Origin of the sequence: Mycobacterium sp., from assembly GCF_002863225.1 — a bacterium.
Classification (GTDB): Bacteria; Actinomycetota; Actinomycetes; order Mycobacteriales; family Mycobacteriaceae; genus Mycobacterium.
The window spans coordinates 221,348-247,104 of sequence record NZ_PKEK01000039.1 but is presented as its reverse complement, the minus strand read 5'-3'; the positions used below and the strand labels follow the sequence as shown (position 1 = coordinate 247,104).

The following is a 25,757-nucleotide window of genomic DNA, read 5'->3' as shown; positions in this document are numbered from 1 at the left end:
TCCTCGAGGCTCACCGGGTCGTCGGCACGCGGATTCAGCAGCTTGGGATTCACAGGTCCCACCACCCACGGGCAAATGACATGTAGAGCTGAATACCGAACATCAGCAGCAGATAGCCGTAGATGACGACCTGGAGGATGATCAGGGCCTTCTTGCGCTGCCGTTCCTTCTGGTCCATGGTGGTGACTCCTTTCGGCGGTTCTCCTAGTGCGACGTGCGCGATTTGTCGGCGGCGAGGCTGGCGACGGCGACTTCGCGCAAGCCGTCCGTGATGGCACCGTCGGCAGACAGCGGCGCCAGCACGCAGGCTTCTGCCGCCTCGAATTCACCTGCGCCGGAGGCGATCAGCTGCGCGGCGGTGACCAACACCCGGGTGGACGGCGGTTCGAAGTGGAAGGCGTGGTCGGCGGTCCGGATCGCGGTGGCGCAGGCAACGAGCCTCCTCGCGACCGCGATGTCGATGCCCGCTTCGGCGACGATCACCTCGGCTTCGCGATCCGCGGGCAGATACCGCATCGGAAGGGTGACGAACCGCTGGCGGAAGGACGGCTTCAGTTCCTTGAGGGAACTGCGATAGGCCGGGTTGTAGGAGCAGACGAGCATGAAAGTCTCCGGCGCAGTGACGACTTCGTCGGCCCGGTCGAGATAGAGCGCGCGGCGGTGGTCGGTCAGCGAATGCAGGATTGCCAGCGAGTCGTGGCGAGCCTCCACGACCTCGTCGAGGTAGCAGATCGCGCCGGCCTTCACAGCGCGGGTCAGCGGGCCGTCTGTCCACACCACGTCGCCGCCGGTCACCATGAACCTGCCGACGAGATCGGAACTGGTCAGATCGTCGTGGCAGCTGATCGTCACCACTGGGCGGCTCAGCAGCAGGCCCATGTGCTCGACCAACCGAGTCTTGCCGCAGCCGGTCGGGCCGGTGAGCATCACCGGGAGTCGTTGGCGGTAGGCCTGCTCGAACAACTGGACTTCGTTGCCGTTCGAATAGTAGGTGTCGGTGGTCATGTGCCCCCCAGGCTGTCGTCGGTCATGCGGTCACCAGCTCGCGGTGGACGTGCGCCAACACCCGCGGAAGCTCCTCGACGCGCCGAATACGTTGGGAACGAAGGGGTCCGAAGACCTCCGGCAGCGGGTCGACGCGAGTCGGTCCGACGCCCAGGTAGTAGATGGACACTCCCGCGTCGTTGGCCTCCTCGACTGCGTGCGCGACGTCGGCCCACGCGTAGCGCCCCTCATATCCTTCGTCGGACATCAGTCCGTCGCCGATCACGATCAACAGACGCCGCTCCGAGGGCTGGGCCAGCAGCCGACTGGTCAGGTGACGTAACGGGGCGCCGAGCCTGGTGTAACCGCCGGTGGCCAGGCCCAGGCGGCCCGGTGGCACGAATCGCCGGTCCTCGAAGTCCTTCAGGCAGCTCACTTCGACGCGGTGCCGCGTGTTGCCGGTGAAGACGAAGATTCCGTGGCGTTCCCTTGCGAGCGTCATCGCCTTCGACAAAGCGTCGGCACAGGCCAACTCCAGCTTGAAGATCCGCCCGCCATGCACACCCAAAGACGAACTGCCATCCAGTAATAACGCCGTTGTGACGTCACGGCTGGCAGGCAGCACGTCCCGGAAGATGCGCGGCTCGACCGCCTCGCCGGTCGCCAGGTCGATGTAATGCCGCACATACTGTTCGACGTCGAGGTCTGAACCGTCCTCGAGGCGGTTCTTCATCGCCCGGTGGGTGTGTTCTTCGAACCATTTGCGCAATTCCGCCGACGCGGGCTCGGGGGTTCGCGACGGTGTGGCATGCGCGCGTTCAAGTACTGCGACATGGTCTCGCAGGAAACTCCTGGTCCACAGATTCCACTCCGGATAGGGGATGCCAGGCCTGTGCTCGGGGGTGGTGTCGAGGTCGTTGTCCTGAGGCCGACTCGGCGGTGGCAGGTTCGGATTACGCACGCCGCCGTCGCCGCCGACCGGGACGGAATACGGGCGTGGCAACCGCTTTTGTGTTGTGGTCCAGGGCATTCTGCCGAAGCTGCGGCGCAGTTTGTCGGACAGTCCTTGCGGCGCGGTGTGGGCCAGGGGCAGACGGCCCACCAGCCGCGGGACGCTCAGCGGCGCAGCGGTACGCGACATCGAGATCGCCCGGTCGACCATCTCGCCGGCGTCGGTGTCGGCGGGCAACGCTTGGAGGTCCGGCAGCATTCGACGCGCCTCGACCAGCAGTCCGGGCCAGTTCACGGCGATCCACCCCAGCGCGACGCTCGCCTCGACGAGGGTGACCGCCCGCAATTCCCGGGTGGACAGCTCGTGCAGTCGATATTCCGCGAGCCGCTCCTTCGAGGGTGAACATTGAAGGGCAACACCACATGTCAGGGTTCTGCGGTTCCATCCCCGTTCGATCGACGGGTACGGGACATGGACGAAATCGAGCCGCGGACTCAGGCTGAACTCGCGATGCTCACCCGTCACCAATCGGGCGCCCTCGCGACGTTGCCCGCTGAGCGCGACAGCCGTCACCGAACAACTGCGTTCGGCGCCCATGGCGTCCGGATCGGACAGCTCGATCATCGACGATCAGAACGTGCCGAGGTTGGAGAACATCCAGTACCAGAACCAGATGACCAGTCCCGTCCCTCCCCACGCTGCGACATAGCGCAGAATCTCCCAGAGCCAATCCACGTCAGACCTCCTTGTTGATGGGTTGTCGCACAGGCGATTGCGTCATCGGACCTCCAGACCGCGAACGGCGGTCGCAATCAGCTTCGACAGCATCGTGTCGCGTTTGGCGGCGTCGTCGGTGGTGGTCAGGACGCCGTAGATGCCGAGTAGAAAAAAGGTGGCGCTGTAGAAGGCGTCCACTTCCGGGTGCGCTTCTCCGTCACTGCGGGCACGTTCTATCTCCTCGACAAGAAGAACGATGACGGGATGATCGCTCCAGTCGTCCCGACAGGGACGTGTCGGCGAGAAGTGCAGCGCAAGCAGCTCTTTGAAGAGGATCGGACCGAGTCGCTGCTCAAGCCCGGCCACCAGACGAACAACCTCGGTCAACGAGGCGGCCAAGCCGTGGGCATTGATGAGATACGCGGCAAATTCCGCTGCGATACGTGCTTCTTCGCTGGACTCCAGGGCAAGGAGAACATGCTCTTTGCTCGGGAAGTGGAAGAAGAACGTGCCATGCGCGACACCCGCGGCAGCGGCGATCGCATTCACGTCGGCGCGGCTCATTCCCGAGCGCTTGAACTCGGCGATAGCCGCACCGAGCACGCGCTCCCGGGTTTGTCGCCGCTGCACCTCGCGTGCCGTGGCCTTGAGCTGTGGCGTCATGGTCTGGTCTTTGTAGCGCTTTTGCTGACCAGAGTCAATGATTGAGGTCAATAACCGGGGTTGGTCAGTCGGTGAAGATCTCGTGATTGACGGTGTGCAGGTAAGGAATGGCCAGGAACGGGGTGATGTAGAAGATGTCGTAGAGCCACCAGCCGACAACCGGGAAGATGACGCCGGCGAAGCGGACGTCGGCGAACATCGTCATGTTGAAGACGTAGACACACCAGATCAGCACACCCATCCAGCAGGTGATCACCATCCACTGGTGCCCCCAGCGCTTCATCTGCAGGAAACCGATCGCGGCCGCGATCCGCATGGTGAACACGGTGAGGATCAATCCCACTTCGAGTGCCTTCTCACCCGGCCCTGCCGCGCCGCCGAGCCAGAGCTCGTTGTAGTGCCAGAAATAGCCGGCGTCGAACATTGCGCCCCAGCCGTTCAACAGAATTCGGGCCAGGATGGTGTGGTTGGCCACCAGGTCGAGCGCCCATCCGACCGTGTTGATGGCGGCGTCGATGATCACCAGGTAGCCGAGCAGCGTCACCAGCATCGGGCGCACCGACAAGCCGTCGCGCTGCGCCTTGCGCAGCAGCCACACCCCGCGGAGGAACAGGGGGAGACCGAAAATACCCAGGGCGGCAGTGCCGATCAGGATGCTGCCGGAGATGAGCCACTTGTCCGCCCGCTTCTGGGCGAGCTGCGACTGCTCGAAGTGCTCGTCGAGTTGGTTGGCAGAGGTCAACATGGACGAACTCAAGGCCTGCTCCTACCTGATCGGTTGGCCCGATCTTGCCGTAACGACTGACTGCCGTCAATCAGTCGCTACGGTGCAGGCCCCTCAGTGTGCTGGCCACGTAGTCGTCGAGCATGGCGCTCTGAGTGGGCCAGTCGTGTGTCGTGGTCAGCAACGCGTACAGACCCAGCAGGAAGAACACGGCACTGTTCACCGGAACGACCTCCGGTGCAACGTGGCCCAGCTGTTGGGCTCGCTCGATCTCCTGGGCGACCCGGACGATGACCGGATGTTCGTGGCTTTCGTCTGCAGGACGGGTCTGCGAGAAGTGCAGGGCAAGAAAGTCCTTGAAGAGACGGGCACCAAGCCGACGCTCGAGGCCAAGGATCAGCCGCACTGCCTCTTTGAGAGTGGAGGGCAGATCGTCTGCCGCGCCCTCGTAGCGGTCGAGCTGTTTGGCGATGCGTTCTTCTTCGCGTCGTTCGAGTTCCAGCAGCACGTGTTCCTTGGTCGGGAAATGAAAGAAGAACGTGCCGTGCGCGACACCGGCGGAGGTGACGATCGAGCCGACGTCGGCGTCGGCCATACCGCCCCGTTTGAATTCGGCGATGGCGGCTCCCAGCAGGCGCTCTCGGGTCTGCAGGCGCTTGGTCTCACGCGCCGAAGGCTTTTCCACCGTTGCCATAGTGCGTTTCCTCTGGTCCGGGTTCCCCACCCAGTGTGCAGAATAGCCGCCGAAGCGGTCACCTGCGCATTCATGTCATTGACTTTAGTCAGTTTTGTTTGTTAGAACTGCACCACACGACGCGGTGAGAGGATTCCGATGGCGCTCGAGCAATTCAGCCTGGACGGACAAGTCGCAATCGTCACCGGTGCCGGCAAGGGGGTCGGGCAGGGTATCGCCAGGGTCTTGGCGGAAGCGGGCGCCACCGTAGTCGGCACCGCGCGTACGGAATCCGATATCCGCGAGACGATCACCGGTATCGAAGATGCCGGCGGCAAGGGGCTGGCGATCGTCGCGGATGCCATGAGTCGTCCAGACAGTGAGCGTGTGGTCTCTGCCGCGATGGACACCTTCGGGCGCATCGACATCCTGGTGAACAATGTCGGCGGTTCGACCTACGCGCGCTTCCTCGACATCACCGACGAAGACTTCCGCCACACCTTCGACTGGTGTGTCACATCGGCGTTCATCATGAGCCAGCTGGTAGCGGCCCACATGATCGAGGCCGGTCATGGCAACATCGTCAACATCTCGTCTGGCTCAGCACGTTTCGGCATTCGCGCGCTGACGGCATACTGCGTCGCCAAGGGCGGACTCGAGGCTCTCACCCGGGCGATGGCGCAGGAACTCGCACCGAAGATCCGCGTCAACGCGATAGCCCTGGGCTCGTTCGCCACCGACGGCTTACAGGGAAGCCTCGACCTGATGCCCGGATCACGGGAGAAGATGCAAGAAGCGACACCGCTGCATCGCTTGGGCGACGTCGCCGACCTGGGGCGGTTGTGCGTTTATCTGTCCACGCGGGACTGCTACGCGACCAACGCGATCTTCCACGTGGACGGCGGAATCGACTCCAACAATTCGCCGTTGCCGATTCCTGACTACTGAGCAAGGACGGACGCGGAATGCGCAGGGTGGTTCAATTTTCGACCGGCAACGTCGGGATCCATTCGCTACCGGCGATCATCGGGCGCCCCGATCTGGAATTGGTCGGTGTGCACGCCGCCAGTCCGGACAAGATCGGCCGTGACGCCGCCGAGCTGTGCGGGCTGAGCGAGCCGACCGGCATCGTCGCGACCGACAACATCGACGCACTCATCGCGCTCGAGCCGGACTGCGTGGTCTACACCGCGCAAGGCGAGACCCGGCCGATGGAAGTCATCGACCAGATGTCGAAATTCCTTTCGGCGGGCATCAACATCGTGGCGACGTCGATGGTGTGGCTGGTGACTCCTCGTCAGGCCGACGACTGGCTCCGGGCGCCGCTCGCGCAGGCCTGCGCGGCCGGTAACGCATCGCTGTACGTCAACGGCATCGACCCGGGTTACTCCGGCGACACCGAGGTACACACGGCGTTGAGTCTGGTCACCCGCGCCCGGGCCATCACCGTTCAGGAGATCTTCGACTACGCCAACTATGACGATTACGAATTCACCGGCAAGCAAATGGGTTTCGGTGTCAGCGCCGAGGACGACACACCGATGTTGTTCCTGCCGGGCGTGCTGACCACGATGTGGGGCGGCGCGGTGCGCAACCTCGCCGAGCAGCTCGGAGTGCAACTCGACGACGTTCGGCAACGCATCGAGCCGTGGTACACCGACAAACGGATCGAATGCACGATGGCCACGGTCGAGCCGGGACAGATGGCCGCGGTCACGTTCGCAGTCGAAGGCGTTCGCGACGGCGACCCGGTGATCACCATGGAACACATCACCCGGCTCACTGCCGACTCGGCCCCCGATTGGCCCTATCCGCCGGACGGCCATATCGGGGTCCACCGCGTCGTGATCGACGGGGATCCGCGTGTCGAGCTGAACACGCACGTGTCCCATCCGGGTCTCGACGTCACCGAGGCGGGCTGTCTGTCGACCGCGGCCCGAGTGGTCAACGCGATCGACTGGGTCTGCCGCGCACCGCAGGGGCTGATCGCCGTCGAGGACATCCCCCCAGCCGAACTCATTCGCGGCCTGATGTGGTGACACCACACACCTGACCCGCCGGGCGAGGCGGCAGTATCGCAAAGCGCGGTAAACCCCCGATATCCGACCGCGGCTGGCTACACTTCGGCGTGTGATGACGCCGTCGACCCCGCGGGGACACCACCGTGGACAGCTCCTGCGGGCAAGCGATCAGGTCGTCGGTCGCTGGCAGGCTCGGCGACTCAGCCGGCGGTTCGCCCGGGTCGGCGTGAGCACGTCGCCCGACCGGCTGCGGCAGATGCTGGCCGGCTCGCCGGTAGCGCAGGCCGAAGTATGCGACTTCGACTTCGCGCGGATCGCGGCGCAGTTCAAGCGGGACCAGTTCCGGGCACGCGTGCGTCGGGTGAAGCGCCGCGGCGCACGCTCGCTGCTCTTCGTCGGAATGGTCCTCGTCACACTGAACTTCTTGTTCTGCATGGCGTGGGCCTTGTTCAATCTGACGCTCGACGCCGCTCCCCTCTAGACCGGGAAAGTCGCGGCGGCCAGCTCGAGAATCTCGGCGCGATCCGCGGCCAGCAGGAAGCCCGCCTCGATCGCCGAATCGAGCGACGCGGTGAAGCGTTCCAGGTATTCGCCCGACCCGCCCGGGTAGAGCCGTTGCACGGTTGCGGAATCGAATGCCTCACCGGAGCCGAAGATCGGCGACAACGCGGTCTGCTCCCCGCCGACGCCGGACGTGCGGGCGATCGGCACGTCCACCCACGGGGTCCTGATCCCACCCCGCACCAGACCGTGTTCGTCGACCACTGGTTGACCACCGTCCAGCTCGATGGGCACACCGTGAGGTGCGGGCCGGCCGGCGCTCACCCAGGCGTTCAACGACGACAACGCCGCCTGCAGGACGTAGTGGTGCTGTGGCGCGAAGTTGACGCAATGATCCAGTTGCTGGCCCATCAGCATGTCGGTCGGCGCATAAGCCGCAACGAGATCGGCCAATTCCGCGGCACCGGTGTCGATCGGCGCAACCTGGATCGTGTAGTTGTCGGCGTGCGCGGTGCCGGCGATCTCCCACACCCGAAGCCGTTCGTTGTCGGCCTGTCTGGCGCGGAAGTAGCCCTGTCGACGGCCGCCGAAGAGGTCCGTCTCGGTGATGATCGTGACCAGCGGCACCGCCACGTCCGGCCGAAACGCGACCGCGTCCGAGGACGTGCTCTCGAGCGCTTCGAACACCGAGTCGCCGTTCAGCGGGGCCGCGGGGCCGAATCGCGAATGCACCAGAAACCCGTCGTACACCCCACCGTGCGGGTCGACGGCGTTGATGTAGGTGGTCAGAAACATGGCCGATTGCGATTCGCCGAGCGCGATGACGTGCTCGGCGCGCAGACCGCGCAGGACCTCCGGCCGCCGGGCCAGTTGCCCAGCCTGTGAAAATATGTCATACGCGTAGGCGTCGCCGGGGTGTACCAGCGATGAATACCTTTGCGGATTCTGACTTTTCAGTGACATGTCGATGCCCGTAAGGTTTTCACCGCCCTCGACCCCCACCTGCTGCGCCGACACCGCGACGTACGCGTAGCCACCACGCAGCATTTCGCGATGCGCCATCATCCAGACCGCGGGCGCGTCGATGCCGCCGCTGACGTTGAGCCACTCGACCAGCACCGTCCCGTTGAAGCGGGACGCATCCGCCGGCGTCAGCGCCACGATCCGGGTGGTGTAGTTCGCCGCGGCCGCCGGAGCCACGCTCCACCGGCCATCGGGTCCGAGTTCGCCGGCGGCCTGGTAGGACGACGCCGTTCCCGAGACGAAGAACTCCTCTGCGACATATCCCACATCGCCGATGTCGAAGGCGCCCAACAGGAGTGCGGGTCTGCCTGACACCGGAGTACAGCTGACCGCATCGTTGCTGGTTGCCATGGCCGAATCATAGAGCCGGACGGGTCGCATCGACGACGACGAACGCGGGTCGTGCGCCGCGACGCTGGGTTAATTGCGTTGCAATCGCGCGCCGGCCGGGAATAACTTCCCTGACGTTGTGGTCGTTGCAGATCGCAAGTCAAGGAGGGGAATCGATGACCGCGCCAAGAGGGTCGACGGCTGTGCTGCCAACCCCGGGTGCGACGCCGCCCGATTCCAACCTGCAATTCAGAACCGTCCTGGCGGTGCTGCTCGTCACCGGCTGGATCGCGAATCACTTCGTCGCCCTGATGCCCAGCATCAGCGATCATCAGCACCTCAGCACCGCGACCCTCGACGCGATCTTCGGCATTTACGCCGTGGGATTACTGCCCGGCCTGCTGATCGGTGGCCGGGCCTCCGACAAGTTCGGACGCCAAGCGGTGGCCTTGACCGGATCGGCCACCGCGGTGGTCGGCACCGTCGCGATGCTGCTGTCTCAGCAGCCGGAGGTGCTATTGGTGGGCCGCCTGGTGGTGGGCGCCGGTGTGGGTCTGGCGATGACGTCGGGCACCGCCTGGGCATCCGACCTCCGCGGTCCCGCGGGTGCTGCGACGGCCGGAGCCGTGATGATCATCGGGTTCGCGGTCGGTCCGTTGGCCGGCGGATTGATCGCCGGCGTCGGTGATCCCGGTGTTCGACTGTCCTTCGGGCTGGCGGCGGCACTCGTCCTGGTGGCGATGTCGGTCACCGTCGCGGTGGCGCGACGCCGGGTGCCGGCACCGGCCGCGACGGCGAATGCGAACCGACCGGCCGCTGAGAAAGCGTCGAGCAAGCGCGCGCTGAGCTGGGCGATGCCGATGGCGCCCTGGGTGTTCGCTTCGGCGACACTGGGTTTCATCACCATCCCGGCCCGGGTGCACACCGGCCTCGCGGCGCCGACGGCGGCCGGACTCGCCGCGCTGATCGTCAACGGATCCAGCGGCGTCGTCCAGGTCGTCGCCCGGCTGGGCTCGTGGGGTCCACGGGCCGGGACAGCCGGGGCGGCGTTGGCCGCATTCGCCTACCTGGTGATCGCGGCCGCGCCGTCGACGATGACGCTCGCGCTGGCGCTGCCGCTGCTCGTAACTCTCGGCTGCGCGTCCGGTCTATCGTTGCGCGAGGGTCTGATCGACCTCGAAGCTGCTGCGCCACAACATGTTCGGGGTGCACTGACCGGAGCGTTCTACTCAGCTACCTATATCGGCTTCGGCCTGCCACTGCTGCTGACCAGTGTCGGTTTCAGCGGGTCGCAGGTCATCCTGGCCGCGATGGCCGGCCTGGCGGCGTCCGCGGCGGTACTCCGAGCGGTTCGGCTGCGGCGAGACAGCCACCGGCAGAACTGATCAGGCCGCGACTACCTTGCGGGTCCGGGCACCGGCGACCGGGATCGGATCGTTGCCCACCACGCTCAGGCCGGCGAGGCGCCGCCACGACCGAATCGCGTTGCGAGTCACCTCGACGATTCGCGCGGCGCCGGCGTCACCGTTGGCCAATCGGTGCGCCCGCAGAGCATTTCCGGTGACGGCGTCGAGGGTGTCCCAGTCGTCGGTCTCGACGAGCGCCGTGGATTGGCAGGCTGCCCGCACCGCATACAACTGGGCGCCTTCCGACGCCTCGGCTGCGGCGCGGCCGGCCCGCGCGGCGCCGTCCCAGTTCACGATCGACGGCACGTCGCCGGGCACGAACGTTCGATGCAGATCCGCGATGTCGGCGATGGCCCTGGCCGCTTCGTCGCCGGCATAGCGGAGGACTCCCCACGGCGGACTGGTCAGCAGTTTGGTCACCCAGAGGTGCAGGATCGCGTCGGCGACGTCCGCGGTTCCCACGGTCAGCCATCCGAGGTCGAGCACCAGCAGGCTGTTCTCCGGTGACAGGTAACCATCCGGTTCGGCCAGCAGGTCGTTGCACAACTGCACGAACGACGCCAACGGGCGGGCCGACGTCGCGGGGAAATCGGTGATCTGTTCGTCGCCGTTGATGTAGGAAATCACGTTCATCGCGCACCCCTTGCCCGATCCGGGCTGGTGCGATCCCCTCGCCAGCCGCATGGGGCTGGTGATGCGGTCCAGGTCCATTTGAGCTGCTTCCTAAGGGTTTTCGAGCTTGCCGACCGACGTTGTCGAGAACGTCATCCTATGTCGGGTCGGGTCACCGGCGGCCGCGACACGACGGGCCGCGGCATGCTCGAAAACGCGAAGGTCACAACTCGCCGGAGAAGTCCGCGGTGATCCAGCGGTCGGGCCGAATGGTGAACAGGATCCCCGGCTGATCGGCCATCCCCTGGACGAAGGCGCGGCCGCCTTCCTCGCCGAGGTAGCGGATGGCGATCGCCTCGCGCACGTCGAGCGGCGCGGGCGTGGTGGCGTCGATGACCGTGCCCTCGACCACCACGTACTGATATGGCGGCTCCTCGCGTTGCACGGTGAGCGTCACCACGCCGGCTTTCTCGATCAGCTTGGTCTTGCGGGCTTTCACCCCGGTGTTGACCAGAATGTCTCCACCGGGTGTGTAGCCGTACCACATCGGCGCACTGGCCGGGGGACGTCCGTCGGTCGCCGCCACGGACAACACCGCGACGTGCTTGTCGGCAAGGAATTCTTCACGTTGGGTCTCGGTAAACGCAGCCATGGCCCAATTCAACTAGTCCCTGCGGTCGCGCTATTCCCCCAGCCCGAGAATGAGCTTTCCGGTGTTTTCTCCACGGAACAGTTTGGCCAGGGTGTCGGGGAAGTCGGCGACGTCGCCGCGCTCGATCTGCTCGTGCGACCGCAGCTCGCCGCTGTTCAGCCATTTACCCAGTTGCACAACAGCTTCCGGGTAGCGATCGGCATAGTCGAAGATGACGAAGCCGGTCATCGACGCACGTGCCACCAGCAGCTGCATGTAATTCGACGGGCCCCGCGGGGTGTCGTTGTACTGCGACACCGCGCCGCAGAGCACGATGCGGGCACCGTGGGCCAGGCGGTTGAGCGCGGCTTCCAGCGTTGCACCGCCGACATTGTCGAAGTACACGTCGACCCCGTCCGGAGCGTGCGTCTTGAGTTCCTTGCGCAGGTCGGCGGACTTGTAGTCGATCGCCGCGTCGAATCCGACGTCCTCGACGAGCCACCGGCATTTGTCCGCGCCGCCGGCCACACCGACCGCGCGGCAGCCCTTGATCTTGGCGATCTGCCCGACAACGCTGCCCACCGAACCGGCTGCCCCGGAGACCAGTACGGTCTGGCCCGGCTCGGGGCGTCCGATATCGATCAGGCCGAAGTACGCGGTCAACCCGCTGATGCCCAGCGCACTGAGATACACCGGTGCCGGCGCCAGACTGGTGTCGATCTTGTTGACCCCGCTGCCGTCGGACACCGCGTAGCGCTGGACACCGAAGATCCCGGACACGTCGTCTCCGACCGCGAAGCCTGGGTGCCGTGATTCGAAGACTCGGCCGACGCCCAGGGCCCGCATCACTTCACCGATCTCCACCGGCGGGATGTAGCTGCGCCCGGCATTCATCCAGGTGCGCATTGCCGGATCGATCGAGAGGTATTCCACTCCGACGACGAATTCACCCTCGGCGGCAGTAGGTTTGGCCTCCTCGACGAATGACCAGTTGCGTGCCGACAGCCCTTCGGTCGGCCGTTCGGCGAGTCGGCATTGGACGTTGACGGTGCTCATCTGGCGTTCTCCTGGTCGGTTGAGGTCGTGCGGGCGATGTCGGCGGCGCATCCGAGCGCGATCCGGCCGGCGGGGTCCTCGGCCGTCACGGGTATCACCGCGACGGTGTCGGCGCCGGCATCCAGGTAGGCCCGGATCCGGTCGGCGACTTGCTCGGGCGTACCCAAAGCCGCCAGCTGCCCGGCCAATTCGACGGGAATCGCCGCCGCCAGATCCGCGCGCCGCGCACCCGCGCGGGCCCGTTCGACCAGGTCGGCGTAGCCGAGTTCGATGAACATCTCGCCGTAGCCGGGTGGGGCGAGGTACACCGCGACCTGGCCGGCGAGTTGCCGTAAGGCGGCCGCACCGGGCCGCACCGCCACCGGTATCCAGGCTGTCACATGCGGCGGTACCCGCCCCGCGGCGGTGGCATGCTGCTCGATCTGCTGACGAATCTGCGAAACCCGCTGCACGGTAACCAGGTTCAGCACCACTTCGTCGGCGATCCGAGCCGAGAGCTTCAGCATCGACGGGCCGAAGGCGCCCACGCCGATACGGCTGTGCGGCAACGGGTTCCGTAACCGGAAGCCGTGGCTGCGGACAAACCGGCCGTCATAGTCCGCTCGTTCCCCGCACAGTATCGGCCGCAGGCACTCGATCGTCTCGCGCATTCGCGCGGCACTGTGTGACCAGTCCCGGTCATGCCAACCCGACACGATGAACGGGCTCGAGGCCCCCAGCGCGACGTCGACCTCGGCGCCGGTGACGGCTGCCACCGAACTGGCACCCAGCGCGATCGAGGCGGGCGTGCGCACGCTGACCGGCAGCGGCCCCAGGCGCAGGCCCACTCTCGGGGCGCGGACACCGATGGCGGTGGCCAGCGCGAACGCGTCGAAAGTCGCCATCTCACCGATCCACAGCCCCCGGATCCCGGCGGCCTGAACGGCTTCGGCGATTTCCAGCGCCTCCAGATCCGGCCGGTCCAGCCAGAACGGCAGGACGGCTTCGATCGGCGACCTCACAACATCGCCGCCTCGGCGGCCTGGCCCAACAGGATGCGGCCGGGCAACTCACGCGAGGCCTCGTTCACCTGGAAGTGCGCGGTGGCGGTGAACGCATCACGCAGGCGTCGTTGTAGCGGTGCGCCGTCATAGATGGCACTGCCACCGGCCAGGTCGTACATCGATCGCACCACATCGGCGGAGACGCGGGCACCGTGCGTGGCGGCGAGTCGCAGCCTGGTCCGCGCCTGCAGCGATACCGGTGACCCGTCTTCGCTTGCCCGCCAGGCTTCTTCGATGGCCTGGTAGTAACCCGCCCGGGCGGCTTCGAGTGCCGAATCGGCGGTCGCCACCGCCGCCTGGATCGTCGACCGCTCGGCGAGCGTACGGCTCGCGGCAACACCCTTCTTGCTGCCGGCGAGATCGACGAAGTTCTCGATCGCAGCCCGCGCATTGCCCATCGCGGCCGCTGCGATGCACGCCGCGAAGAACCCGAAGGGCGGAAACCGGTACAGCGGACGGTCGATCACCGGACCGTCGAAAATCGAGAGCACCCGGTCGTCCGGGACGAAGACCTCGTCGGCGACCGTGTCGTGACTGCCGGTGCCGCGCAGGCCGAGGGTGTGCCAGGTGTCCAGGATCTGCAGTTGCGCGGTGGGCAAGGCGACGACGGCGGGCCGGTCTTCCAGCAGACAGCCGGCGAACAACACGTCGGCATGGGTGATCCCGCTGCAGAACGCCCAGCGTCCGGACACCATCACCCCGCCGGCCACCCGTCTCGCCGTGCCCTGCGGTGCCCAGACCCCAGCGGCCAGTCCCCGACCGCCACCGAACAACTCGTCGCGACTAGACGGCGGCAGGTACCCGACAAGCAAGGTGCTGGTGATCCCGATCGATACGCACCAACCGGCCGACGCGTCGCCGCGTGCCACCTCTTCGGCGCATCGCAGCGCGGTGCCTGCCGGTAGTTCCAACGCGTCGACCTCGGCCGGCGCTCCGGCCCGCAGTAATCCCGAATCCCGTAGCGCGTCAACGAGTTCAACGGGAAGACGGCGCGCGGAGTCGATCTTGTCGGCCATGCCGCGGGCCATCTCGGCGATCTCGCGGGCCCGCGCCAACACAGACGCGGTTGCGACGTCGGTGTCCATACGTCCTCGCTTTACACGACGGTGGCGGTGGTTCTGTCACGTTAGCACTACCGGTTCAGTTTTTGAACCGGTACATTATGTGAACCATGGAGTATCCCGACCTGTCCCACCGCTTCGACGGCGAGTCCGTCGCGCGTGCGCTGGAGGTCGTGGGCGAGCGGTGGACTCTGCTGATCCTGCGCGAAGCGTTTTTCGGGGTGCGCCGCTTCGGCCAGTTGGCGCGCAACCTCCAGATCCCGCGGCCGACGTTGTCGACGCGGCTTCGGACTTTGGTCGACAAGGGACTACTCGAAAAGGTACCTTACGCAACAGATCCCGAGCGCCACGAGTATCGGCTGACCGATCCCGGCCGCGACCTGTTCGCGGCGATCGTGGTGTTGATGCAGTGGGGCGACCAGCATCTGCCTAGTCCGCAGGGCCCGCCGATCGTGCTGCATCACCAACCGTGCGAGCAGACCGCCGAGCCGATGCTGGTGTGTGCGCACTGCCGGCAGGAGATCACCGCGCACAACGTGACACCCGAACCCGGGCCGGGCTTCCGCAGCCCGGAGCCGGCAGCTCTCAGACGACCCGAAAAACCGGATACTGATTGACGATTGGCTCGAAGTGTCGGGAATGCGATGGCGTCTCGCCATGTTGATGACGTGGTGTTGCCCGGCAGAAGAATGACCAGTCGCGGGACGCCGGGGCGCTTCGCCCGCGTCCCCTCGAGGAAATCCTGATAGGCGAATGAAGTTCCTGCTGATCACCCTGATCACTCACGTTCCCGACCCGGTCTCGGGCGAGAAGAAAAGCCCGGCCGACCGGTTGCGCGAGGTCGTCGACAAGGCGGTCGTTGCTGAGGAGTTGGGCTTCGACGGCTTCGCGGTCGGCGAGCGACATGAAGACCCTTTCATCTCGTCCTCACCGCCGGTCGTGCTCAGCAACATCGCGGCGCGCACCACCGAAATCAGCCTGTTCACCGCGGTGACGACGTTGAGCCTGCTGGACCCGGTCCGCGCCTTCGAGGACTACTCGACTCTGGACAACCTGTCCGGTGGGCGCCTGGAACTGATCATCGGCAAGGGCAACGGAGCGGCCCAGGCCGAGTTGTTCCACGTCTCCACAGCCGACCAGTGGGACCGCAATCGCGAGGGATACGAACTGTTCCGCCTGCTGTGGGACAGCGACGACGTGACATGGTCCGGGCGATTCCGGCCAGAACTGGTGCACGCCAAGGCCCTTCCACGTCCACTGCAAAGCCGGATCCGGATCTGGCACGGGAGTGCGACCAGCACGGAATCAGTAGACCTGGCGGCTCGCCACGGCGACCCGATCTTCTCCGCGAACGTCACCAACTCGGTCGAGCCGTACGCCGAGTTGGTGCGTCACTACCGTGAACGATGGCAGCACTACGGGCATCACCCCGACGATGCGCTGGTCGGCGCCGGAACTGCCGGCTTCTATGTGACGCCCACGTCGCAAGAAGCGGTGTCGGCGTATCGTCCGACGTTCGAAGCCCGCCGGGCGTTCGCCCGTCGCGCCGGACTTCCGGTGGTGTTCGACACGATCGACGACTTCATCGAGCGCAGCTCCGCTCTGGTCGGCAGCCCGCAACAGGTCATCGACAAGGTCGGGCGATACCACCAGGAATTGGGCCACGAAGTGATGCATGTGAGTGCCGACGCCGACGGTGTCACGCGGGCTCAGCAACGCCGAAGCTTGGAGCTTTTCCAGTCGGACGTCGCACCCGTTCTGCGACAACGTATTCCGAGCCGACCGCTCGTCGCGCAGGCCCCGCTCCAGGCCGGAGACCGGCGCACGCGCCGGTAGTGAGCCGGGATTCACTTCCAGGCGAAGACCGGCTGTTCCAATTCATCGACCGGATCGTTGCGGCCGTCGAGACACAGCCAGCGCAACTGCAGCAGCACGGCGCCGGTCGGGGCGTGGATCAGGTCATTGCCCAGCGGTATCTGCACAACCGGCCGGGGGCTCTCCGGGATGCTGATGAACCGCGGCGAGTCCGAACGCTGCAGTTGGTGCAAGCCGACCCGGTAGACCGCCACCACTTCGTCGGGAGCGGGTTGCGGATCGAGCCGGCCGCCACCCCAGAGCACCACCGGTGTGATCACATATCCGGACCGGGTCGGGTAGTCGTCGAGCAGGCCCAACACCGCAGACGGGGTCAGGGTGATCCCGACCTCCTCCTCGACTTCGCGGAGGGCCGCGTCGACCGCACCCTCCCCCGGGTCCAGCCGCCCGCCCGGAAGTGCCCACTGGGCGGGATGCGACGTGAGGCGAGATGTCCTGCGACACAGAAGAAAAGCTGCTCCTCCTGACACGTCGACCATGCGGCCGTCGAGGGCCTCCGGCATCGGACGTCCGGCGATCCAGTCGTCGACCGGCGCCGGGTCGATTCTGTCCTCACCGACCTCGGAGTCGACCAGCAGCACCGCGACAGCGGCGTGGCGTTTGGTCGGGTCGGCCACCACCCGTCGGCGATGAGCAGCGAGCCGGCCGCGAATCTGCTCGCGCAGCGCATCGTCGTACGGGATGGTCATCAGGCGAGCGTAGTGACCAATGCAACCCGCGCAGCGGTATCCCGCCGCCGGCCGCCTAAGTATTGTTGCCTATATCCAGCAATCGGCGACGGCGATACCGCTGCCGATCGAATCAATCGCGAGGCGGGCGTGACGACAACAACCACCACGCCGCTGCCGGCCGCGCGTCCGACCGCCACGATTCTGGTGGTGTCGACCGCCGCTTTCCTGGCGAGCCTGGACCTGTTCATCGTGAACATCGCTTTTCCCGAGATCCGGCAAGCCTTCGGCACCGCCGACCTCGGGGCGATGTCGTGGATCCTGAACGCCTACACGCTCGTCTTCGCGGCCTTCATGAACCCGGCGGGGCGCCTCGGCGACCGTTACGGGCATCGACGGATCTTCCTCTCCGGGCTGGTGGTCTTCACGTTGGGCTCGGCCACCTGCGGGCTGTCCGGCTCCTTCGCGATGCTCGTCATATCCCGGGCCGTCCAGGCGCTCGGCGCCGCGATGTTGATGCCCAGCTCGCTGGCGCTGCTGCTGGCGGCGGTCCCTGCTCAGCGGCGCGCCGCAGCCGTCAGCACTTGGTCGGCGGTGGGTGCGATGGCAGCCGCGCTCGGTCCACCGGTAGGCGGCTTTCTCGTCCAATTGTCCTGGCGCTGGATCTTTTTCGTCAACGTGCCGATCGGGCTGCTGGCGGTGGTCGCCGGAGGCATCGTGCTGTCCAAAGCCACCGGCACCGGGACCGGCGTTCCCGATCTCTACGGGGCAGTGAGTCTCGTGGTCGGCGTCGGCGCCCTGGTGTGGGCGCTCATCGAGCTGCCGGTCGTCGATCACAACACCTTCGCGATCGCGGCCGGCTTCACCGTCGCCGTCGGCGGGATGGCGCTGGCGGTGTGGCGCTCGCTGCGCCATCCCTCGCCGGCGGTCGATCTCGCCGCGGTGCGAGTCCTGCCGATGTGGGCGAGTTGCCTTGCGCTGCTGGTTTTTTCGTCAGCACACGGTGCCATGCTGCTCAGCGGTGTCCTGCTGCTGACCACCGTATGGGGTATGCCGCCTGCCATGGCCGGGTTGTGTCTGTCACCGGGTCCGATTGTCGTCGCAGTCGTGTCTTTGACGGTTGCCGGTCGGCTGATCGGCAAAGCCGGCATCGGCGCGGTGGCCGCCGCCGGCGCGGCGCTCTACGCGGTCGGCATCGGGATCTGGCTGTGCACCATCGGGCCCGTACCGCACTACTTCACCGCGTATCTGCCCGCTCAGCTGTTCACCGGCATCGGCGTCGGGTTGGTGATGCCCAGCCTCTCCGCGGTCACGGGTGTGGCGCTGCCGCCCCATCGGTGGGGAGCCGGATCGGCCGTTATCAATACCGCCAGGCAGATGGGCATGGTCCTCGGCACAACCGCGTTGACGATGATCTACCAGCCGGGTGTGGACCTCGCCGCCGTCCGATGGGGATGGGTGTTCGTCGCGTCGGCCGCGGGCACGGCCGCACTGATCGCCGCCGCATTGGCCTTCGGCTGGCGCCCCGCGGCCGAAGGGTCACCATCGACCGCCTGACTCAAAGCCGACCTGATTTACTGGTCGAGATGGCTGACATCACCATGTTGATTCTCGAAGACCACGAATGGTTTCGCCTGCAGTTCGCCAAGCTGGACGAACTGCAGGCGCAGACGCCGGTCGATCAGCGCGCGCTCGAACGGGTGTGGCGCCCACTTGCCGACAAGCTCGATGTGCACGCCTACATCGAGGAGAAGATCTTCTACCCGCAATTACTGACGCGGGGCGGCGACGACGCCGAGGGCGAGACGCTCGATGCGATCGGTGACCACAACGACATTCGCGACGGAGTGCGCGACGCCGGCGCGGCCGGCGTGGCCAGTGACGAGTGGTGGGCGGCAGTCGGCCGGACCCGGGTGGCCAACGACGAACACATGGCCGAGGAGGAACGCGAGGGGCTGGCCGATTTTCGCCGCAATGCCCCGATCGGGCTGCGCGAGGCACTTGGACGCCAGTACCGCGAGTTCATGGCCGAGCATCCGACCACACGAGGGCTTCGCATTGTCGACCGAGACCCGCAGGAATATGTCGAGGAATACGAGCAAGCCGAAAAGCAGCCTCGGCGCACCGACTTCTCGCTGCGCATCGGCAGCCTCAAGGGACAGAAGTAGCCCAAAAAACTAAGGACTTTTTAGCTGGGTTTAGCCGTGACCGCAGCCGACGCCCGCGAGACAACCACCCGGCGTTCCGCCCGGTCCCGCGAACTGTCCGCCGAACCCACAGCCGACGCCGGGCACACAGCCCTGCCCGCCGGGGCCGCCTCCGGGACCACTGTCCTGACCTCCGGATCCGCAGGCCCCATTGGCGTCGCAGCCGCTACCGCCCGGTTCCTGCTTCACGATCACGTGGGTGGGGGTCCCGCCGACCGGACCTACGCTGGCCTCTGCCGCAGCAATGGGCATCACAGCCATCGCTGCAGCAACAGCGCCACCAACAACAAATGGTTTCAACACACTGAACATGGACATGTCTAGGGACTTACCCCCTTGCACACACGCCTAAAACATCGAATTTCAGTCGTGATGATCTACAACGTTGACGACGTTGCCGTCGGGCGCCCGGACGAAGAACCGCCGGGGTCCCCAGGCTTCCGCAGTCAGCGGGTGCACGATCTCGAAGCCGAGGTTCTGCGCCTCGGCGTACGCGCCGTCGATGTCCGTCGTGCACACCGATATCACCGAGTCTTCGGCTGCGGTCAGGTCACCGGTGACCAGTTGCAGCCTGGCCTGGGCGTCGGGTGAGGAGAAGCGGGCCACCCAGCCCAGATTGAATTCCTCGACGGGTAGCCCCAGATAGTCGGTGTAGAAGCTCTTGGCGGCATCGATGTCGGCCACCGGCAGGTTGGCGAAGATCTTCGTGGCTTGCATGCGTCCCTTTCGTAGCGTTGCGGTCAGCTCGGCAGCGGCTCACCGCGGTAGTCACCGAACGACCACAAGTTGCCCTCAGGGTCACGAACAGCGAATTCGTTTGCGCCGTAGTCGGTCTCGGCCAGCGGCCGGATGACGTCGGCACCCTGCGCGCGGACACGGTCGTACAGCGCGCTCGGATCGGCAGTCACGATGTATCCGCCCGCCGTTCCGGGCTCCCGGCACCATTGGGCGCCAGGCTTGAAACTCCCGAGCATGATGCCGCCGCTGCCCTCGGGCCAGAGCAGTTGGGCGTGATCAACGGTTTCACCTTCGCCGTAGCGGGCGGCGACGATCATGCCGAAGGTCTCGACGTAGTAGTCGATGAGTTTCGGTGCGTCGTGCGCCTGCAGAGTCGGCCAGACGGTCGGATTGTCAGCAGTCATGCTCGCAGTTTGCGCCCAGCGTGTGGCCACCGTCTTGAATGTTTCGGAACTCCTCGCCAATCCAGCGGGTGGGCGGCACGCCCGAAAACCGGGTGAATTCACGGGTCAGGTGGGCCTGGTCGCTGTACCCGGTCTCGGTGGCGACAGCCGCCAGATCCACCGTCCCGCAGCGCCCCACCGATTCCGCGATCCGGGCGGTTGCCTGCTCGAATCGCATCAACATCGCGACGGTCTTCGGTGAGCGGCCGACTTCGCGCTGGAACAGCGTGGTCAGATGCCGGGCCGTCAGACCGACGCGGTCGGCCAGTGTGCCCACCGGGACACGGCCGCCGCTGCGCTGCAACAACTGCCATGCGTGCGCCAGCTCGGGGCGAACCGTCGCACCGTCGTGGCGCCGCCACGAATCCGACAGGTACCCGGCAATCGAGCCGAATGCGTCGCCCCACTGAACCGCCTCACTGACCCGGTGATGCAGTGCGATCGCACTGCGGCCCAGCACGCTCGTCGCATCCCACTCGGCCGCGGCCAACTCGGCGCTGGGCGCACCGAACAGCGCACGTGCGGCGAGAGGGTGGACTGCCAACTGCACTCCGGTCTGGCCACCACGCTGCCGAACGTGCGCGGCCTGCACATGCAGCCCGCCCAGTAGGAGGGGATTCGGCTTGGCGGCCGGAAGAGCCTCGGCGCTCTCGGCGGCTTCGACGCCGTCGTCGAGGCTGACGATGAATGTCAGCGACGCCGACGGCATTCCGCGATGCAACTCCCCTGAGTCATCGACGCTGCGGTACCCCACCATCGACACCACGCCGGGAGCGGTGCGCGGTGGGGCCGTCGCGAAGTCCCACATCCGATCTCGTCCGCCGGCGGCCACGACATCCACGCTAGCTGGCCGGCCCGTGCGCCATCGGAGATTATTCTCGCGACATGAAAGGCAAGCAGGTGCCCGGCGGCGTTGTCCACGAGCTGCCGTCCGACCTGCGCGAGGCGCTCTTGGTCAACTCCGTCGCGCTGGCCGCGTGGAAAGACATCACACCGTTGGCGCGCAACGAGTTCATCTGCTGGGTCGACGACGCCAAGCAGAAGGCGACCCGCGAGCGCCGGATTCGCCGCACCCAGGAGGAACTCGAAGAGGGCATGCGCCGCCCGTGCTGCTGGCCGGGCTGCAAGCACCGCGAACGCACCGGTAAGGCCTGAATCGACTCTTTACGGCTGCCGCGGCTAGTACTACGCTCTGTGGTACTACGCAGCATAGTAGATCTACGGCTGGCCTCGGAGCTGCGGCTCAGCCGTGAGGGGATGGTTGCCATGAACCTCCGACCGGCGGACACCGCGGTGCACCCGGCTCATCGCGTCGACGCGCGATATCACCACTCCGCCGCGCTGCGCCGGCAGCTGAACAAGGTCTTTCCGACGCACTGGTCGTTTCTGCTCGGCGAAATCGCGCTCTACAGCTTCGTCGTTCTGCTGATCACCGGGATCTATCTGACTCTGTTCTTCGATCCATCGATGACCGAGGTCGCGTATCGAGGCGTCTATCAGCCGTTGCGCGGGGTCCCGATGTCACGTGCCTACGAGTCGGCGCTCGACATCTCGTTCGAGGTACGCGGCGGGTTGTTCGTCCGCCAGGTCCACCATTGGGCCGCGCTGCTGTTCGCGGCGTCGATCATGGTGCACTTGGCCCGCGTCTTTTTCACCGGCGCGTTCCGTCGGCCTCGCGAGGCCAACTGGGTGATCGGCTCACTGTTGTTGATCCTGGCCATGTTCGAGGGTTACTTCGGTTACTCGTTACCCGACGATCTGCTGTCCGGTATCGGCCTACGCTGCGCGCTGTCGTCGATCATGCTGGGATTCCCGGTGATCGGCACGTGGTTGCACTGGGCATTTTTCGGTGGCGACTTTCCCGGCACCGTGCTGATCCCCCGGCTGTATGCGCTACACGTCCTGGTGCTGCCGGCCGTCATCCTCGCGCTGATCGGCGCACACCTGGCGATGGTGTGGTTCCAGAAGCACACCCAGTTCCCCGGCCCGGGCCGCACCGAAAGCAACGTTGTCGGCGTACGCGTCATGCCGATCTTCGCGGTCAAGTCAGGCGCATTCTTCGCGGTGACCACCGGCGTCCTCGGGCTGATGGGCGGCCTGCTGCAGATCAACCCGATCTGGAACCTGGGTCCCTACAAGCCTTCTCACGTGTCGGCAGGATCACAGCCGGACTTCTACATGATGTGGACCGAGGGCCTGCAGCGACTGTTCCCGGCATGGGAGATCTACATCGGCCGCCACACGGTGCCCGCGGCCGTGGGCGCCGCAATGATCATGGGCATCGTGTTCGTCTTGCTGACCAGCTATCCATTCTTGGAGAAACGGTTCAGCGGTGATCGCGCCCACCACAACCTGCTGCAGCGACCGCGCGACGTCCCGGTTCGCACGGCTATCGGTGCGATGGCAATCGCCTTCTACCTCGTTCTGACGCTCGGCGCGATGAACGACATCATCGCGTTGACATTCCACATCTCGCTCAACGCAACCACGTGGATCGGGCGCATCGGCATGGTGGTGCTGCCGGTGATCGTCTACTTCGTCACCTACCGGTGGTGCGTGGCGCTACAGCGCAGCGACCGCGCCATCCTGGAGCACGGCATCGAAACCGGCATCATCAAACGACTCCCGCACGGCGCCTACATCGAAGTTCACCAGCCGCTGGCTGCCGTTCCGCTCAAGTACCAGGGTGCGCCCGTTCCGGGAAAGATGAACAAGCTCGGCTCCGGCGGCTCCCCCGGCACCGGCAGTTTCCTGCACGCCGACCCACCCGCGGAGGATGCTGCGCTGTCCGACGCTCATCGCGAGGCCGAACACCGCGCGCTCACCGCGCTCAGGGGTCGGTAAAAATATTGCTGCGCCGCAACGACATCGCCGGGGCGGCTGATGAGTTCGCGCACGGCTCAGCGGCGCGCCCACTCTTCGGCCAGCAGGCGGTATGAATGCACGCGGTCCCGGTGATCGTGGGTGATGGTCGTGACGATCAATTCGTCGGCCTCGGTCGCGTCGCGCAGCCGCTCGAGCTGGTCGGCCACCTGGGCAGCGGTCCCGACGAACTGGGTCTCGACCCGGTCCGCGACGAGCTCCTGGTCGGAGTCACTCCAGGGGTGCCGTCGCGCCTCGTCGGGCGTCGGGAATGGGATGGCGCCCTCGGCCGTGCGGATGCTGCGCACCCACAACCCGTAGCCGGTGGCGAGCTCACGAGCGGTCGCCTCGTCGTCGGCCACCACCACGTCCGCCGACACGGCGACGTAGGGCCGGTCCAGTTCGGCCGACGGCCTGAAAGCGGCCCGGTAACCGTCGGCCGCCTCCAGGACGGTCGCGGGAGCGACGTGATAGTTGGCGGCGAACCGTAAACCCCTCTCGCCGGCCACGATCGCGCTTTCGCCGCCGCTGCTGCCGAGGATCCAGATCTGCAGGTCGGCACCGGCTCCCGGCACGACGTGCGCTTCGATCCCTTCCGCCGATCGGTAGGTGTCCGCGATCAGCGCGAGAACGTCGTCGACCTGCTCGGTGTAATCCTGCGATTCCGCGTTCGGCAACTGCAGCAGCGCCTTGTGGACACCGAATCGGGGCGATTTCAGCAGCGGCCGGATGTCGAACTTCGGCGGTATCAGCAGGCCGTTGGTGGTGCGCCCGTTGACCAGGGTCCGCGACGGCGCAACCGCAGCGACCGGTTCGCGCGGCCTTCCGCCCGAGCGGCCGAGACCGAGGTCGAAGCGCCCCGGATGCAGCGCGTCCAGAAGTCCGAATTCCTCCACGGTCGACAACGCGGTGCGATGTCCCATCTGAACCGCGCCGGAGCCGAGCCTGATCGTCGAGGTGTGGGCTGCGGTCAGGGCCAGCACCACCGCGGGCGAGGTGCCGGCCACCCCCGGATTGAGGTGATGTTCGGCGAACCAATAACGGCTGTAGCCAAGGCTTTCGGCGTGCTGAGCGAGGTCGATGCTGTTGCGCAACGCCTGAGCGGCGGTAGATCCCGAGGAGATCGGGACGAGGTCGAGAACTCCGAGATGTGTCGTCATGTTCGTCAGGACGCCACCCCGGTCGTGCTACCCGTATCGCGGCGTCGACCCGGGTGCGACAGCGGCGCCAGACCGAGATGGTCGCGCAGCGTGGTCCCGGCGTAGTCCTCTCGGAACACCCCGCGTTCCTGCAGGAGCGGTACCACCTGATCGACGAACGGATCCAGGCCACCCGGGGTGATGTGCGGCACGAGAATGAACCCGTCGCTGGCGTCGGTCTGCACGAATTCGTTAATCGTCGTCGCAACGGTTTGCGGTGAGCCGATGAAAGATTGGCGTCCCAGTACCTCGATGATCAATTCGCGACTGGTCAGGTTCTCCGCCTCGGCCTTGGCGCGCCAGTCGTTGGCGATCGCGATCGAGTCCCTGAACATGCGGACACTGGCCCGTCCGCGCGAGATCGTGTTCTCGCCGACGACGGGATCGACGCTGGGCAGTGGTCCGTCCGGGTCGTGATCGGAAAGGTCACGGTTCCAGAGTTGTTCGAGAAACTTGATCGCCGTCTGGGGTGACACCTGCGCCAACCGGACTTCGCGCGCGAGGTCCTCGGCTTCGGCATCGGTGTCGCCGATGACGAATGACGCGGCCGGCAGGATGAGCAACTCCTCGTGGCGTCGCCCGTAACGGGCCAGTCGGCCTTTGACATCGTGATAGAAAGCCTGCCCGGCGTCCAGGGTGCTGTGTCGGGAGAAGATCGCATCGGCTGACGAAGCCGCGAAATCGCGGCCCTGGTCCGAATCCCCGGCCTGGAAGATCACCGGGCGCCCCTGCGGGCTCCTCGGCACGTTGAACCGGCCGCGGATGTCGAAATGTCCATCCCGATGCGCGAATTCGCCGGCATGCGGGGTGGACAGGAACGTCCCGGTGTCCTTGTCCGCGACGATCTCATCCCCGGCCCACGAGTCGAACAGTTCGTTGGTGGTCTGCAGGAACGTCCGGGCTCGCTCGTAACGCTGATCCTCGGCCAGGAAGCCTCCGCGACGGAAGTTCTCGCCGGTGAACGCATCCCAGGACGTCACGACATTCCATGCGGCGCGCCCACCCGAGAGGTGGTCCAGCGAGGCGAACTGGCGGGCGACTTCGTAGGGCTCGTTGAACGTCGAATTGATCGTGCCGGTCAGACCGAGATGGTCGGTGACCGCGGCCAGCGCGGCCAAAACGGTGAAGGTGTCGGGCCGCCCCACCACGTCGAGGTCATAGATGTGCCCGTTCTGTTCGCGCAACCGGAGGCCTTCGGCGAGGAACAGGAAGTCGAACTTCCCCCGCTCCGCCGACTGGGCGAACCGGGTGAACGAACTGAAGTCGATATGACTGCCGGCCTGCGGGTCGCTCCAGACCGTGGTGTTGTTGACACCGGGGAAATGCGCGGCAAGGTGAATTTGCTTGATCGGCTTGGTCATTGAGGTG

General features: G+C 66.0%; 29 protein-coding genes. 10 read left to right on the top strand and 19 right to left on the bottom strand.

All coding sequences use genetic code 11. The annotated features are described in order from the left end of the window. Positions 1-49 precede the first annotated feature (49 nt). From CYU59_RS10330 to CYU59_RS10305, 6 genes are all read right to left on the bottom strand, one after another. Positions 50-178, bottom strand: coding sequence for a hypothetical protein (locus CYU59_RS10330; protein WP_292988830.1), 129 nt, complete (start codon positions 176-178; stop codon positions 50-52). Between the two features lie 26 nt (positions 179-204). Then, complete coding sequence (locus CYU59_RS10325) at positions 205-1,005, bottom strand: CbbQ/NirQ/NorQ/GpvN family protein (protein ID WP_292988828.1); 801 nt, start codon at positions 1,003-1,005, stop codon at positions 205-207. Between the two features lie 22 nt (positions 1,006-1,027). Further along, positions 1,028-2,560: a MorD protein gene (locus CYU59_RS10320; RefSeq protein ID WP_292988826.1), complete on the bottom strand. Its 1,533-nt coding sequence runs from the start codon at positions 2,558-2,560 to the stop codon at positions 1,028-1,030. 153 nt (positions 2,561-2,713) lie between these two features. After that, complete coding sequence (locus CYU59_RS10315; protein WP_292989056.1) at positions 2,714-3,316, bottom strand: TetR/AcrR family transcriptional regulator; 603 nt, start codon at positions 3,314-3,316, stop codon at positions 2,714-2,716. Positions 3,317-3,380: 64 nt separating this feature from the next. After that, positions 3,381-4,061: a hypothetical protein gene (locus CYU59_RS10310; RefSeq protein ID WP_292989054.1), complete on the bottom strand. Its 681-nt coding sequence runs from the start codon at positions 4,059-4,061 to the stop codon at positions 3,381-3,383. Positions 4,062-4,131: 70 nt separating this feature from the next. Beyond that, positions 4,132-4,734, bottom strand: a complete 603-nt coding sequence (locus CYU59_RS10305; RefSeq protein ID WP_292988824.1) for a TetR/AcrR family transcriptional regulator — start codon at positions 4,732-4,734, stop codon at positions 4,132-4,134. 138 nt (positions 4,735-4,872) lie between these two features. Between CYU59_RS10305 and CYU59_RS10300 the strand changes: the two genes are divergently transcribed. The 3 genes from CYU59_RS10300 to CYU59_RS10290 all read left to right on the top strand — a co-directional run bounded on the left by CYU59_RS10300 (position 4,873) and on the right by CYU59_RS10290 (position 7,215). Beyond that, on the top strand, positions 4,873-5,661 hold the full coding sequence (locus CYU59_RS10300; protein ID WP_292988822.1) for an SDR family oxidoreductase: 789 nt from the start codon (positions 4,873-4,875) through the stop codon (positions 5,659-5,661). 17 nt (positions 5,662-5,678) lie between these two features. Beyond that, positions 5,679-6,752 (top strand): dihydrodipicolinate reductase, encoded by a 1,074-nt coding sequence (locus tag CYU59_RS10295; RefSeq protein WP_292988820.1) that lies wholly within the window; start codon positions 5,679-5,681, stop codon positions 6,750-6,752. 94 nt (positions 6,753-6,846) lie between these two features. Beyond that, positions 6,847-7,215 (top strand): hypothetical protein, encoded by a 369-nt coding sequence (locus CYU59_RS10290; RefSeq protein WP_292988818.1) that lies wholly within the window; start codon positions 6,847-6,849, stop codon positions 7,213-7,215. Here CYU59_RS10290 and CYU59_RS10285 read toward each other — a convergent pair. Next, a complete protein-coding gene (locus tag CYU59_RS10285; protein WP_292988816.1) occupies positions 7,212-8,609 on the bottom strand; it encodes an alpha/beta hydrolase domain-containing protein in 1,398 nt (465 codons plus the stop codon). The genes CYU59_RS10290 and CYU59_RS10285 overlap by 4 nt on opposite strands. Before the next feature lie 155 nt (positions 8,610-8,764). Between CYU59_RS10285 and CYU59_RS10280 the strand changes: the two genes are divergently transcribed. Continuing rightward, positions 8,765-9,973: an MFS transporter gene (locus tag CYU59_RS10280; protein WP_292988814.1), complete on the top strand. Its 1,209-nt coding sequence runs from the start codon at positions 8,765-8,767 to the stop codon at positions 9,971-9,973. Here CYU59_RS10280 and CYU59_RS10275 read toward each other — a convergent pair whose 3' ends face one another. The 5 genes from CYU59_RS10275 to CYU59_RS10255 all read right to left on the bottom strand — a co-directional run bounded on the left by CYU59_RS10275 (position 9,974) and on the right by CYU59_RS10255 (position 14,421). Continuing rightward, positions 9,974-10,705, bottom strand: a complete 732-nt coding sequence (locus tag CYU59_RS10275) for a hypothetical protein (RefSeq protein ID WP_292988812.1) — start codon at positions 10,703-10,705, stop codon at positions 9,974-9,976. A 124-nt stretch (positions 10,706-10,829) separates the two neighbouring features. Then, on the bottom strand, positions 10,830-11,258 hold the full coding sequence (locus CYU59_RS10270; RefSeq protein ID WP_292988810.1) for a pyridoxamine 5'-phosphate oxidase family protein: 429 nt from the start codon (positions 11,256-11,258) through the stop codon (positions 10,830-10,832). A gap of 30 nt (positions 11,259-11,288) precedes the next feature. Further along, complete coding sequence (locus tag CYU59_RS10265; RefSeq protein ID WP_292988808.1) at positions 11,289-12,293, bottom strand: NADP-dependent oxidoreductase; 1,005 nt, start codon at positions 12,291-12,293, stop codon at positions 11,289-11,291. After that, positions 12,290-13,294, bottom strand: coding sequence for an LLM class F420-dependent oxidoreductase (locus CYU59_RS10260; protein ID WP_292988806.1), 1,005 nt, complete (start codon positions 13,292-13,294; stop codon positions 12,290-12,292). The genes CYU59_RS10265 and CYU59_RS10260 overlap by 4 nt, the downstream gene beginning before the upstream one ends. Beyond that, entirely contained in the window at positions 13,291-14,421 is a 1,131-nt protein-coding gene (locus CYU59_RS10255) for an acyl-CoA dehydrogenase family protein (protein WP_292988804.1), read from the bottom strand. The genes CYU59_RS10260 and CYU59_RS10255 overlap by 4 nt, the downstream gene beginning before the upstream one ends. Before the next feature lie 86 nt (positions 14,422-14,507). Here CYU59_RS10255 and CYU59_RS10250 point away from each other — a divergent pair, with 86 nt between their 5' ends. Further along, complete coding sequence (locus CYU59_RS10250; protein WP_292988802.1) at positions 14,508-15,014, top strand: helix-turn-helix domain-containing protein; 507 nt, start codon at positions 14,508-14,510, stop codon at positions 15,012-15,014. Positions 15,015-15,150: 136 nt separating this feature from the next. Continuing rightward, entirely contained in the window at positions 15,151-16,233 is a 1,083-nt protein-coding gene (locus tag CYU59_RS10245) for an LLM class flavin-dependent oxidoreductase (protein WP_292988800.1), read from the top strand. Positions 16,234-16,244: 11 nt separating this feature from the next. On the opposite strand, the gene CYU59_RS10240 is transcribed toward CYU59_RS10245, so the two are convergent. Beyond that, a complete protein-coding gene (locus CYU59_RS10240) occupies positions 16,245-16,961 on the bottom strand; it encodes a CoA pyrophosphatase (protein WP_292988798.1) in 717 nt (238 codons plus the stop codon). A gap of 129 nt (positions 16,962-17,090) precedes the next feature. Between CYU59_RS10240 and CYU59_RS10235 the strand changes: the two genes are divergently transcribed. Both CYU59_RS10235 and CYU59_RS10230 read left to right on the top strand, forming a co-directional pair. After that, entirely contained in the window at positions 17,091-18,497 is a 1,407-nt protein-coding gene (locus CYU59_RS10235; RefSeq protein ID WP_292988796.1) for an MFS transporter, read from the top strand. A gap of 29 nt (positions 18,498-18,526) precedes the next feature. Further along, the gene (locus CYU59_RS10230) at positions 18,527-19,108 is read left to right on the top strand and encodes a hemerythrin domain-containing protein (RefSeq protein ID WP_292988794.1); all 582 of its coding nucleotides are present in this window, start codon (positions 18,527-18,529) and stop codon (positions 19,106-19,108) included. Between the two features lie 30 nt (positions 19,109-19,138). On the opposite strand, the gene CYU59_RS10225 is transcribed toward CYU59_RS10230, so the two are convergent. The 4 genes from CYU59_RS10225 to CYU59_RS10210 all read right to left on the bottom strand — a co-directional run bounded on the left by CYU59_RS10225 (position 19,139) and on the right by CYU59_RS10210 (position 21,085). Continuing rightward, positions 19,139-19,447: a PE-PGRS family protein gene (locus CYU59_RS10225; protein WP_292989052.1), complete on the bottom strand. Its 309-nt coding sequence runs from the start codon at positions 19,445-19,447 to the stop codon at positions 19,139-19,141. A gap of 63 nt (positions 19,448-19,510) precedes the next feature. Continuing rightward, a complete protein-coding gene (locus tag CYU59_RS10220; RefSeq protein WP_292988792.1) occupies positions 19,511-19,864 on the bottom strand; it encodes a VOC family protein in 354 nt (117 codons plus the stop codon). 23 nt (positions 19,865-19,887) lie between these two features. Then, entirely contained in the window at positions 19,888-20,289 is a 402-nt protein-coding gene (locus CYU59_RS10215; RefSeq protein ID WP_292988790.1) for a VOC family protein, read from the bottom strand. Beyond that, complete coding sequence (locus CYU59_RS10210) at positions 20,279-21,085, bottom strand: helix-turn-helix domain-containing protein (RefSeq protein WP_292989050.1); 807 nt, start codon at positions 21,083-21,085, stop codon at positions 20,279-20,281. Before CYU59_RS10210 ends, CYU59_RS10215 begins: the two co-directional genes overlap by 11 nt. A 128-nt stretch (positions 21,086-21,213) precedes the next feature. Between CYU59_RS10210 and CYU59_RS10205 the strand changes: the two genes are divergently transcribed. Together CYU59_RS10205 and CYU59_RS10200 are read left to right on the top strand one after the other, a co-directional pair. Next, positions 21,214-21,483 (top strand): YdeI/OmpD-associated family protein, encoded by a 270-nt coding sequence (locus CYU59_RS10205; protein ID WP_292988788.1) that lies wholly within the window; start codon positions 21,214-21,216, stop codon positions 21,481-21,483. Positions 21,484-21,594: 111 nt separating this feature from the next. Continuing rightward, positions 21,595-23,172, top strand: coding sequence for a cytochrome bc complex cytochrome b subunit (locus tag CYU59_RS10200; protein ID WP_292988786.1), 1,578 nt, complete (start codon positions 21,595-21,597; stop codon positions 23,170-23,172). A 56-nt stretch (positions 23,173-23,228) separates the two neighbouring features. On the opposite strand, the gene CYU59_RS10195 is transcribed toward CYU59_RS10200, so the two are convergent. After that, entirely contained in the window at positions 23,229-24,350 is a 1,122-nt protein-coding gene (locus CYU59_RS10195) for an LLM class flavin-dependent oxidoreductase (RefSeq protein WP_292988784.1), read from the bottom strand. A gap of 5 nt (positions 24,351-24,355) precedes the next feature. Continuing rightward, positions 24,356-25,750, bottom strand: a complete 1,395-nt coding sequence (locus CYU59_RS10190) for an NtaA/DmoA family FMN-dependent monooxygenase (RefSeq protein WP_292988782.1) — start codon at positions 25,748-25,750, stop codon at positions 24,356-24,358. Positions 25,751-25,757: the final 7 nt, after the last annotated feature.

Coding starts and splice junctions, on each gene's coding strand:
- CYU59_RS10300 (WP_292988822.1), top strand. CDS start 4,873: ATGGCGCTCGAGCAATTCAGCCTGGACGGACAAGTCGCAATCGTCACC.
- CYU59_RS10210 (WP_292989050.1), bottom strand. CDS start 21,085: ATGGTGGGGTACCGCAGCGTCGATGACTCAGGGGAGTTGCATCGCGGA.
- CYU59_RS10330 (WP_292988830.1), bottom strand. CDS start 178: ATGGACCAGAAGGAACGGCAGCGCAAGAAGGCCCTGATCATCCTCCAG.
- CYU59_RS10190 (WP_292988782.1), bottom strand. CDS start 25,750: ATGACCAAGCCGATCAAGCAAATTCACCTTGCCGCGCATTTCCCCGGT.
- CYU59_RS10325 (WP_292988828.1), bottom strand. CDS start 1,005: ATGACCACCGACACCTACTATTCGAACGGCAACGAAGTCCAGTTGTTC.
- CYU59_RS10265 (WP_292988808.1), bottom strand. CDS start 12,293: ATGAGCACCGTCAACGTCCAATGCCGACTCGCCGAACGGCCGACCGAA.
- CYU59_RS10220 (WP_292988792.1), bottom strand. CDS start 19,864: ATGCAAGCCACGAAGATCTTCGCCAACCTGCCGGTGGCCGACATCGAT.
- CYU59_RS10195 (WP_292988784.1), bottom strand. CDS start 24,350: ATGACGACACATCTCGGAGTTCTCGACCTCGTCCCGATCTCCTCGGGA.
- CYU59_RS10200 (WP_292988786.1), top strand. CDS start 21,595: ATGAACCTCCGACCGGCGGACACCGCGGTGCACCCGGCTCATCGCGTC.
- CYU59_RS10215 (WP_292988790.1), bottom strand. CDS start 20,289: ATGACTGCTGACAATCCGACCGTCTGGCCGACTCTGCAGGCGCACGAC.
- CYU59_RS10280 (WP_292988814.1), top strand. CDS start 8,765: ATGACCGCGCCAAGAGGGTCGACGGCTGTGCTGCCAACCCCGGGTGCG.
- CYU59_RS10230 (WP_292988794.1), top strand. CDS start 18,527: ATGGCTGACATCACCATGTTGATTCTCGAAGACCACGAATGGTTTCGC.
- CYU59_RS10295 (WP_292988820.1), top strand. CDS start 5,679: ATGCGCAGGGTGGTTCAATTTTCGACCGGCAACGTCGGGATCCATTCG.
- CYU59_RS10240 (WP_292988798.1), bottom strand. CDS start 16,961: ATGACCATCCCGTACGACGATGCGCTGCGCGAGCAGATTCGCGGCCGG.
- CYU59_RS10290 (WP_292988818.1), top strand. CDS start 6,847: ATGACGCCGTCGACCCCGCGGGGACACCACCGTGGACAGCTCCTGCGG.
- CYU59_RS10255 (WP_292988804.1), bottom strand. CDS start 14,421: ATGGACACCGACGTCGCAACCGCGTCTGTGTTGGCGCGGGCCCGCGAG.
- CYU59_RS10275 (WP_292988812.1), bottom strand. CDS start 10,705: ATGGACCTGGACCGCATCACCAGCCCCATGCGGCTGGCGAGGGGATCG.
- CYU59_RS10245 (WP_292988800.1), top strand. CDS start 15,151: ATGAAGTTCCTGCTGATCACCCTGATCACTCACGTTCCCGACCCGGTC.
- CYU59_RS10270 (WP_292988810.1), bottom strand. CDS start 11,258: ATGGCTGCGTTTACCGAGACCCAACGTGAAGAATTCCTTGCCGACAAG.
- CYU59_RS10250 (WP_292988802.1), top strand. CDS start 14,508: ATGGAGTATCCCGACCTGTCCCACCGCTTCGACGGCGAGTCCGTCGCG.
- CYU59_RS10305 (WP_292988824.1), bottom strand. CDS start 4,734: ATGGCAACGGTGGAAAAGCCTTCGGCGCGTGAGACCAAGCGCCTGCAG.
- CYU59_RS10315 (WP_292989056.1), bottom strand. CDS start 3,316: ATGACGCCACAGCTCAAGGCCACGGCACGCGAGGTGCAGCGGCGACAA.
- CYU59_RS10310 (WP_292989054.1), bottom strand. CDS start 4,061: ATGTTGACCTCTGCCAACCAACTCGACGAGCACTTCGAGCAGTCGCAG.
- CYU59_RS10320 (WP_292988826.1), bottom strand. CDS start 2,560: ATGATCGAGCTGTCCGATCCGGACGCCATGGGCGCCGAACGCAGTTGT.
- CYU59_RS10285 (WP_292988816.1), bottom strand. CDS start 8,609: ATGGCAACCAGCAACGATGCGGTCAGCTGTACTCCGGTGTCAGGCAGA.
- CYU59_RS10205 (WP_292988788.1), top strand. CDS start 21,214: ATGAAAGGCAAGCAGGTGCCCGGCGGCGTTGTCCACGAGCTGCCGTCC.